This window comes from Bradyrhizobium sp. NAS80.1, from assembly GCF_001908205.1.
GTDB lineage: Bacteria > Pseudomonadota > Alphaproteobacteria > Rhizobiales > Xanthobacteraceae > Bradyrhizobium.
Genome location: NZ_LGHL01000115.1, coordinates 26,966 through 35,138, shown reverse-complemented (window position 1 = coordinate 35,138; position 8,173 = coordinate 26,966). Strand labels below are relative to the sequence as shown.

At 61.8% G+C, this 8,173-nt stretch carries 7 protein-coding genes and 1 tRNA gene; 5 read left to right on the top strand and 3 right to left on the bottom strand.

Going from position 1 to position 8,173, the window contains the following annotated elements:
• Nucleotides 1–312: 312 nt before the first annotated feature.
• Complete coding sequence (gene chpT, locus AC629_RS24965) at nt 313–960, bottom strand: histidine phosphotransferase ChpT (protein WP_084807592.1); 648 nt, start codon at nt 958–960, stop codon at nt 313–315.
• 172 nt (nt 961–1,132) lie between these two features.
• Here chpT and AC629_RS24960 point away from each other — a divergent pair, with 172 nt between their 5' ends.
• Nucleotides 1,133–1,978: a 3'(2'),5'-bisphosphate nucleotidase CysQ family protein gene (locus AC629_RS24960; protein ID WP_143199417.1), complete on the top strand. Its 846-nt coding sequence runs from the start codon at nt 1,133–1,135 to the stop codon at nt 1,976–1,978.
• On the opposite strand, the gene AC629_RS24955 is transcribed toward AC629_RS24960, so the two are convergent.
• Nucleotides 1,957–2,442 carry a YHS domain-containing (seleno)protein gene (locus AC629_RS24955; protein WP_084807591.1) on the bottom strand — a complete coding sequence of 162 codons (486 nt, stop codon included), beginning with the start codon at nt 2,440–2,442 and terminating at the stop codon, nt 1,957–1,959. The two genes, AC629_RS24960 and AC629_RS24955, sit on opposite strands and share 22 nt — an antisense overlap.
• 138 nt (nt 2,443–2,580) lie before the next feature.
• Between AC629_RS24955 and AC629_RS24950 the strand changes: the two genes are divergently transcribed.
• From AC629_RS24950 to AC629_RS24940, 3 genes are all read left to right on the top strand, one after another.
• A complete protein-coding gene (locus tag AC629_RS24950; RefSeq protein WP_084807590.1) occupies nt 2,581–3,186 on the top strand; it encodes a DUF1134 domain-containing protein in 606 nt (201 codons plus the stop codon).
• Nucleotides 3,187–3,303: 117 nt separating this feature from the next.
• Nucleotides 3,304–4,602 (top strand): coiled-coil domain-containing protein, encoded by a 1,299-nt coding sequence (locus AC629_RS24945; RefSeq protein ID WP_084807589.1) that lies wholly within the window; start codon nt 3,304–3,306, stop codon nt 4,600–4,602.
• Between the two features lie 160 nt (nt 4,603–4,762).
• Nucleotides 4,763–4,837 (top strand) — tRNA-Val (locus AC629_RS24940).
• An 826-nt stretch (nt 4,838–5,663) separates the two neighbouring features.
• Here AC629_RS24940 and AC629_RS24935 read toward each other — a convergent pair.
• Nucleotides 5,664–7,070: an amidohydrolase family protein gene (locus AC629_RS24935; RefSeq protein WP_084807588.1), complete on the bottom strand. Its 1,407-nt coding sequence runs from the start codon at nt 7,068–7,070 to the stop codon at nt 5,664–5,666.
• Between the two features lie 561 nt (nt 7,071–7,631).
• On the opposite strand from AC629_RS24935, the gene AC629_RS24930 reads away from it, so the two are divergent.
• Nucleotides 7,632–8,171, top strand: a complete 540-nt coding sequence (locus AC629_RS24930) for a hypothetical protein (protein WP_143199416.1) — start codon at nt 7,632–7,634, stop codon at nt 8,169–8,171.
• The last annotated feature ends 2 nt before the right edge of the window (nt 8,172–8,173 follow it).

The window sequence follows — 8,173 nt, the reverse complement described above, 5'->3', positions numbered from 1 at the left end:
GTTATCCAGAATCTTGGCGTTGTTCGGCTCCTGCTCGAACTTCACCAGCTGATTGTCGACGGTGTCCAGGCTCTCGCTGGTCTCCGTCAAAAACTCCCGCAACAGATCGTCCATGAAAACAGGCCTTCATACAGGGAGCGCGCGCACAAAGGCGTGATGCGCCATTTTGGAATGGGGCCAGCTTCACCGCAAAGCGTTTAATAATGGTTGAGTATGTGCGAAAGAACGGAACCAACAAAGAGATAAGGCGCTCCGGACAAGCCGAAGCGCCTTGTAAAGATTCGATTAACAGTTTGAGAGCGACGGGCGCGGTTACGAAGCCGTAACGGTGATGGCGTCGCCTTCCGGCGCGAGCTTCACGGTGAGCCCGCAGGCCTGTGCCAACAGCCGCGTATAGTAAGGCTGGATGGCGTGCGCATCCGCGGCCGGGCCGCGTTCGCCGCTCAGGAGTTCGGCGATGTTCTGCGGCACGCGCGCATTGTGTCCGGTTGCGGTGACGCGGAAGCTCATGGTCTCGCCCTCGCCGATCGGATCGATCGTCAGCGTGCCACCGCGCGGAATCGTGTGCTGGGCAACGACAAGCATGTTGAGCAGCAGCTTGACGCGATTCTTCGGCAGCAGCAGCCGCGGGAGATTCCACGTGATTGTGCACTTGCCGTCCTCGATGTGGCCGCGCGCCATGGTCTGGGCATCGCCGAGGTCGATCTGCGCGCCGGACGAGCCGGCCGCGCCGAAGGCAAGGCGGCAGAACTGGAGGCGAGCGGAGGCCGTCTTGGCGCTCTTGCGAATCAGGTCGAGCGCGAATTCGCGGTCCTCAGGCTTGGGATCGTCATCGAGCACTTCGAGCCCGTTGACGATGGCGCCGACAGGGCTGATGAGATCATGGCAGACCCGCGAGCACAGGAGCGCCGCGAGTTCGAGCATATCGGGAGCGGTACCGGGTGACGAAGCGTCAGACATAGAGGGTTCCTGGAATTGCACGGCGCGGACGCGGCGAATCACGCATGCTTGACGGATGCCGCGGGTTCTAACATTCGCAAGCCCGTGGCAGCTAGCTTGCGATCGGTTCGAAGCGGCCATAAAGCCGCAGGCGAATCAGTCGGGTGGGAATGGAATTGCCGATGAATGAGGCATGCAGGTGAAGCGGATCATCGACGGCACCGCCGCATCCGGCCTGATGGAGCCGCTCACCGCGCTGGTGGTGAAGGCCGGCGAAGCGATCCTGGCGGTCAACCGCGCCGCAGTGCGGGTCGACGGCAAGCAGGACGGCTCGCCGGTGACCGAGGCCGACCTTGCCGCCGACCGCATCATCGCGGACGGCCTGGCGCAGCTTGCGGGCGACCTGCCGACGCTCTCGGAAGAGCGCACCGAACTCGCCTTTCCGCCATTTCGCGACAGCTTCTTCCTGATCGATCCGCTCGACGGCACCAAGGAGTTCGTCGCCGGCCGCGACGAGTTCACCGTCAATCTCGCCCTCGTCACTCAGGGCGTTCCGTTGCTAGGCATTGTCAGCGCGCCCGCGCTCGGGCTGCTCTGGCGCGGTATCGTCGGTCGCGGCGCCGAGCGCGTGAGGTTTGACGGCGCTACCATCGGTGCCGCCGAACCGATCCACACCCGCAAGCTGCCGACGCCGGGCGAGCCCTGGATCGCCACGGTGAGCCGCTCGCACGGCGATCCCAGAAGCGAGGCTTTCATCGACGGCCGGCCCAATGCCGTCAGAAGGACGGTCGGCTCGGCCGTGAAATTCGGCCGGATCGCGGAGGGCAGCGCCGACATCTATCCCCGCTTCGGGCCGACCTCGGAATGGGACGTCGGGGCCGGTTGCGCGGTCGTGACCGCGGCCGGCGGCAGGGTGACCGACGGCAAGGGCTCCGAACTCCACTTCGGCCAGCGGCGCGATACCGGCTTCATCATCCCGGAGTTCATCGCCTGGGGCGATCCGCAGGCGGCAGGCTGCTACTGGCTGAGTTGTTCCTGAAGCGCCGGCCAGCGCTTGCCGACCTCGTCGAGGAAGCGCTCGGGATCGGCTGCGAAGGCGTCGCGATTGGCTTCCCGGCTGAACAGATAGAGCCGCTGCGCCAGGATCACGAAGAAGCGGGGATTGGCGGCGACGGCCACGCCGCGGCCGATGTCGGCCGGGTCGTAGCCGCCGAACTGCGGCCCATAGATTTCGGGGTGGGCGAGGAAGGACGCCCGGTTGCCTTCGTTGCGGAAGCGCCAGACTGCGCCCCAAAGGTTCGCCTCGAACTCCGCCGTTCCTTGCACCGCCGTACCGTCGACGAAATAGGCCACGGGGTCGAAACCCTCGATGGCGACGCCGCTGAAACGGTTGACAACGATCCGCTCGGTGGTGGCAGCCTGCGCCGGCAACCCAAGGCAGGCGGTCCAAAACCCCGCCAGCATGCAGGCCAGAAGGCCGATCAAGGCAATTCCGGGGCGCAAAGGGCTATCTTCCTGCCGTTGTGCCGTCATAGTTGCTGCGGATAACATCCGAGTCGAGGGGACATCCGGCGCAACCTAGGGCCGTGCCTGTTGGCGTCAGGTTAAGGAAGCGAACGGATTCGATACCAGGGGTTCTTTATGACTTTCGCATCACGCCTTGCCGCGATCGCGCTTGCCGCGCTGATCGGCTGGATCGTGCCCGCCTCCGCCCAGCAGGCGCCGCCACCTAACCTGCCGCCGCCGCAGCGAACCCCGACCCCCAACACCTATGGGCCGGACGAACTTGTGGGTGCCGGTCATCGCTTCTTCGGCAACGTCTCACGCGGGCTCGCCTCGATCATCGAGAAGGCGGTCAGCCAATGGGGCCTGCCCAACGGCTATATCCTGGGTGAGGAAGGCTCCGGCGCCTTCGTTGCCGGCCTGCGCTATGGCGAAGGCACGCTCTACACCAAGAACGCCGGTGATCTGCGCGTCTACTGGCAGGGCCCTTCGCTCGGCTTCGACTGGGGCGGCGACGGCGCGCGCACCATGACGCTGGTCTATAACCTGCCCGCCACCAATGCGATCTATCAGCGCTTCGGCGGTATCGACGGCTCGGCCTACATCATCGGCGGCTTCGGCATGACGGCGCTCACCGCCAACAACATCGTGCTGGTGCCGATCCGCTCGGGTCTCGGCCTGCGGCTGGGAGCCAATATCGGCTACCTCAAATTCACGCCGCGCGCGACCTGGAACCCGTTCTAGGGCTCCCTCCTCCGGCCCGGTCCGGATTCACGTTAACAACAGGGCGGGGCTGGCTTTTTGCCGGCCCGCCATGCATTGTCCTTGGTAAATTTTTCCTTGTTTTTGGAGTTCTGGCCCATGGTCGAACCGATCATGTACCTTGCGATCGGTTTCCTGCTCTCGATGCTGTGCGGGCTTGCCATCGTGCCGCTGGTGCATAACCGCGCGGTACGGCTGACCACGCGCCAGCTCGAGGCGGCGACCCCGCTGTCGATGGCCGAGATCCAGGCCGACAAGGACCAGCTTCGCGCCGAATTCGCGATGTCGGCGCGACGGCTGGAAATCAGCGTCGACCAGCTCAAGAACAAGACCACGAGCCAGCTCGCCGAGCTCGGCAAGAAGAGCGATGCGATCAACCGCATGAAGATCGAGCTCGGCGAGAAGAACGCCACGATCTTCGCCCTCGAGGCGCGCGAGAAGGCAGTCAAGGAGCAGCTCCGCGCCACCGAAGAGGAATTCAACGCCAAGACCGAAGCACTGCGCGGCGCCGAGCAGGCACTGACCGACAAGCAGGGCGAACTCGCCAAGATGAACTCCGCGCTGTCCGACCGCTCGATGATGGCGGAGAGCCGCCAGGTCGAGCTGGTTGTGGTGCGCGCGCAGATCGAAGAGCTGAAGAATCGCGTCGGCGACGCCGAGAAGGAATTCGCAACGACGCAAGCACGACTGACGCAGGAGCGGTCGGAATCGGAGACAGCTTCGCGCGAGCTCGGCGATGCGCGCGGCCGCGTCGAGAATCTGAGCCAGCGCGTCACCGAACTCGATCGCCAGCTCATCGTGCAGGTCAAGGAGGCCGAGATGCTGTCGGGCCGCGTCGCCGACCTCGAAGGCCGCCTCGCCACGCAGGGCAAGCTGCTCGCCGAACGCGACTACGAGAACAACCAGCTCCGACAGGCCAATGAGGGCTGCGAGCGCACCATCAAGGAATTGCGCGTCGAAATCGCAGCGCTCAGCGGCGGCAAGTCCTCGGCCGCGTTCGAAGCGCTGCGCACGGAAAAGACCGAACTGGAAGAGCAACTCCGGACGGCACGCGACGAGCGTGCAAAACTCCAGCGCGACATCAACGGGATCCAGCAGCAGGCGGAAAGCTCCTGGGCGACCGAGCGCATGGAGAACGCGCTGCTGCGCGAACGCATCAACGACATCGCCGCCGAGGTCGCAAACCTCGCGATGCAGCTCGAAGGCCCGAACTCGCCGATCGAGGCGCTGCTGGCGTCCGAGGCGGGCCAGCCTCCGAAGCCGGCGCCGCGCCCGGCCAATGGCGCTGCCACGAATGGTGCAGCCGCATCCGGCCTGCCCGAGGGCGGTGGAACGCTCGCGGAGCGCATCCGCGCGCTCCAGGCCCACGCCTCCCGCGCCCGCCAGCAGGGCGCGTGAGCAGGCCCAAAACGCGGTTTCGCTTGCGAATTGCGTGATCTACGGAAGGTTTTCAGGCATCAAGCCGCCTGGAAACTTGACACCCGTGGCCCACACTTCTAAATCGCGGGCTCCGATGTGCCGGCCGGCCGCAAGGTCCGGCCGCCTGCATGATGGTCCCGGGCGCATAGCTCAGCGGGAGAGCGTTCCCTTCACACGGGAGAGGTCCAAGGTTCGATCCCTTGTGCGCCCACCATTAACCAAACAAAATCAGATTCTTGCGGCCTCCTCTCCCGCAATCTGTGCCCCGAAAACATTGGGGCACAGCAGGGGCACAGAAAAAACGCTCGCGCACCCATCCCGCTTGTCGCCCGTCCATCCTCAATGGCCGGCCTGATTTGACACACCGACACGCTTTCTGGCGCAGCAAGGTGGACTCCAAATCTGATCGCACAGACTATCCGCCGGATGCGCATGATGTGCTGTTTGACGGGGTCAGCTGCTGTCGAAGTCGGCTTCTACGTCAATTTGCCCGGCGTCGTGACCGCGATGCGGCAGGCGGAACGTGGAGCAACCGCCCCAAACCCATGAACGAGGCGCAAATCTTGTGAGACAATAACCATAAAAAAGACCCCGGTTTTCACCGAGGCCTTTTATGACTTGGTGGGGGGCGGCTCTTCCGGCTATTCGTGTTTCCAATCGCACGAGGAAGAAGTTGGCGTAGCAAGTCCTCAACCTGTTTTACGAGGCCCCAGAGCCGTGAGTATTGCGAAGCCCTTTAAGACGCGCCTTCGCATCTTTTTTGAGATGTTCATTTGCATCTTCATGACGAGAGTTTTCATCTTTTAATCCTCCATTGTTGCTTGGTTTGCTTGAAACGTCCGCTCGAACGAAAGCCTCCAGGTGAACGTGCCACGCCACTTCGGCATCCAGGTGAACGACTAGTCCCACTACGGCCGAACTGTCATTCGGCTCTGAATTTTAGATCCTCGACGCCCCTGCCGCAACCATCGACCCGGATTCGCAAATCACCGCCTACCCGCAAAAACCGCCCTTCGTACGGTCCACGCGCGCTTGCGGCTTCAGTTGCACTCCGCGATCGGTCCGAGCGCAATGTTTTCGGCGGCAAGCTTCGGCGTGAGTTGGGCAACCACGGCCGAGAACGTCCCATTCGTCAAAGCCTGGCTGTTCAGGGCGCGTTTGTCGGCGCAAACCATGATGTCTTCCGTTCCGGTAACGCCCGCCTGGGTGAGGCGTTCAGCCGTGCCATAGACAGGCACACCGTTCACAATGACCAGGGTGACATCCGCTGGTGACGCCGACACAAGGTTCGCATAAGCATCCATCGCGTTCTTCTTCATCATGAACACGTCGGCATATTTGCCGTCCGCGATGCTTCCTACCCACTGGTCGATCTGGGCGATGTGAGCCGGAACCGTCGTCGCCATCTCAAAAAGCTGCTTCGATGAGATCGCTCCGCTAAGCTTTGTCATCGCATAGTCGTTGGCGTACTTGAGTTCGGCCAGCATATTGGTGCTGCCCGTGGGCGACCAATCCGGCGCCAAGGCGAGCGTCACGCCTTGCCGCAGTGCCGCGACGACGTCGGTCGTCTCGCCATACAAGACCACATTGCTGCGCGGGGACCAGACTAGCGACGCGCCGATCTTGGCCATCTCTGCAAAATCAGCAGTACCGAGTCCTACGCCATGAATGATCACGGTCTTGGGCGTTAAGAATTGCGCGCTCTTCAGAAGCCCGAACTCGCTTTGCGCCTCGGCGTCGGTTCGCTTGCCCTCTGCGAGATGAATGACGAACAGATTGAATTGCCCCGATTGTAGCCCTTGGCGAAATTCGTCGGCGCGCTCGGGCGGCATGTCCCCCGGCCAATCGGCGGCAATGGGGGGATAACCCTTTGGGGTGATACCGAGCGCGTTCGCAACAGGCTCTTGGCCGGCGCTTGTCCCATAGAAACCCGTGTACCAATCGAGATTGCGCGCGAGCCCCTGGATGCAGCTTGGTACGGGCTTGTCGCGGGCCGGCTTTGATATGCCTAACAGCGTCGTCGTACCGCCGATCAATTCCTTGAGCTCCGCGAACTCATCCATGTCGCAGAATTCGTTCGACTTGATGAGATCGACTTCAGGTTTCTGGATTGTATCCAGGTAAGTTTGAGCGCGCCGCCACTCATACCTGTTGTTGTAGAGCTGTGGCGGCGTCCAACGTGGAAAGACGTTATAGACCGGATGATTGTGCAGGTCGACGAAGCCCGGATAAATGTAGTCGTCCGACTGGATAACAGAAGCTTGGACGTTGGGCTTCGCCTCTGTCACGGAAACGATCTTGCTGTCTTCGATGTAGACCCATCCGCTTTGGATGATGCCCGATGGCGTCACCACGTTACCATTGAGCAGGATGCGGTTTTGCGCCGCCGCAGGTTCGCTCAGCAGGGCACACAGCGTGACGCACCATATTGTCCCGAAACGCACCATAGCTTCCTGCCTCCTCGAAGGCTCCTGATGGAGCGTTAGTGTTCAAATATCAAACGCGGCATCCGGTCGGTGTTGCCGACGCTGTCCCGACTCATCAGAACGGATCGTGTCCAGATGCCAAGCCTTGGGTGGCCGTGAACGAGCCAAGATGGAGCGCGGTACGAACGACAATCTGGCCTGATCGCCGAAAGCCGCGCGGGATACGTGTAGAACAGAGAATTCGCTGTTCGCGAAGATGAATTCGTCCCCAACATTGTAGGGGCGAAAGGGCTGGCGACGTACAGAAAATAGCCGATTTGTTCACCGGAGAGCGTCAGCAAGGTCAGATCACATGGACGACAGGCATGAAAGCCTTCTCGCAATCATCGCGAGAATATAAAATGTTGCACAACCTCGCAATACCAAGTTGCGGTGCCGGCGCTCGAGATCTGATTAGCGTGGAGCTTGTTCTGCTCGCCGCCCCGTCGGTGGGCGGCCTCGATCGGTATTGCGCAAAACCGCAATCGACCGCGAAAGATTTTGTGAATTGTCCCGTCAGTTGCGTGGACGAGGCATTGTGCCATGCAACTATTGATTGCTATCTTGGAACAAGCACTAGACGCCTCGGGGTTTCAAGCTTGGGACTACGAAATGTATCAGCGGCGTGTCAAACACGTACTGAGTCCCCTTTCCCCTCGCCTGCCGGACGACGTGGACCAGGCGATGTGGGAGCTTTTCAAGGCGATCAGTGACTTCTGGCAACTCGACGCCGACCCCGACGAATACCGCGTCCGGCTGCGTAGTTTCATGGCCGACCGCATCAGCCTTAACCCCGCCTACGCCGAATTTTATGGGCTGGCGAAACGCCTCATTGATCGGCTCATCGCCAGAGATGGACTACCGAAAGCCTACGAGTCGTTGTTCACAAATAAGCCGCGGCACGCGCCGACTGCGCCGCCAGAGACCGAGCTCGAATTCGTCCAAGTGTACGTCGCCAACGAGCTGATCGCATGGCGTATCGCGCTTGGCGGCTTCAAGGCATTCGGCGCGATCAACTATCGCGGTTATTTCGGCGGCGCCAACATCGATGGTCAGCCAATTCCCTATCGACCGAAGGGATAAAA

Bases quoted from the DNA above. Each gene is read 5' to 3' on its own strand.
- chpT (WP_084807592.1), bottom strand. From the start codon at position 960: ATGTCTGACGCTTCGTCACCCGGTACCGCTCCCGATATGCTCGAACTC.
- AC629_RS24960 (WP_143199417.1), top strand. From the start codon at position 1,133: ATGCAGGTGAAGCGGATCATCGACGGCACCGCCGCATCCGGCCTGATG.
- AC629_RS24950 (WP_084807590.1), top strand. From the start codon at position 2,581: ATGACTTTCGCATCACGCCTTGCCGCGATCGCGCTTGCCGCGCTGATC.
- AC629_RS24945 (WP_084807589.1), top strand. From the start codon at position 3,304: ATGGTCGAACCGATCATGTACCTTGCGATCGGTTTCCTGCTCTCGATG.
- AC629_RS24935 (WP_084807588.1), bottom strand. From the start codon at position 7,070: ATGGTGCGTTTCGGGACAATATGGTGCGTCACGCTGTGTGCCCTGCTG.
- AC629_RS24930 (WP_143199416.1), top strand. From the start codon at position 7,632: ATGCAACTATTGATTGCTATCTTGGAACAAGCACTAGACGCCTCGGGG.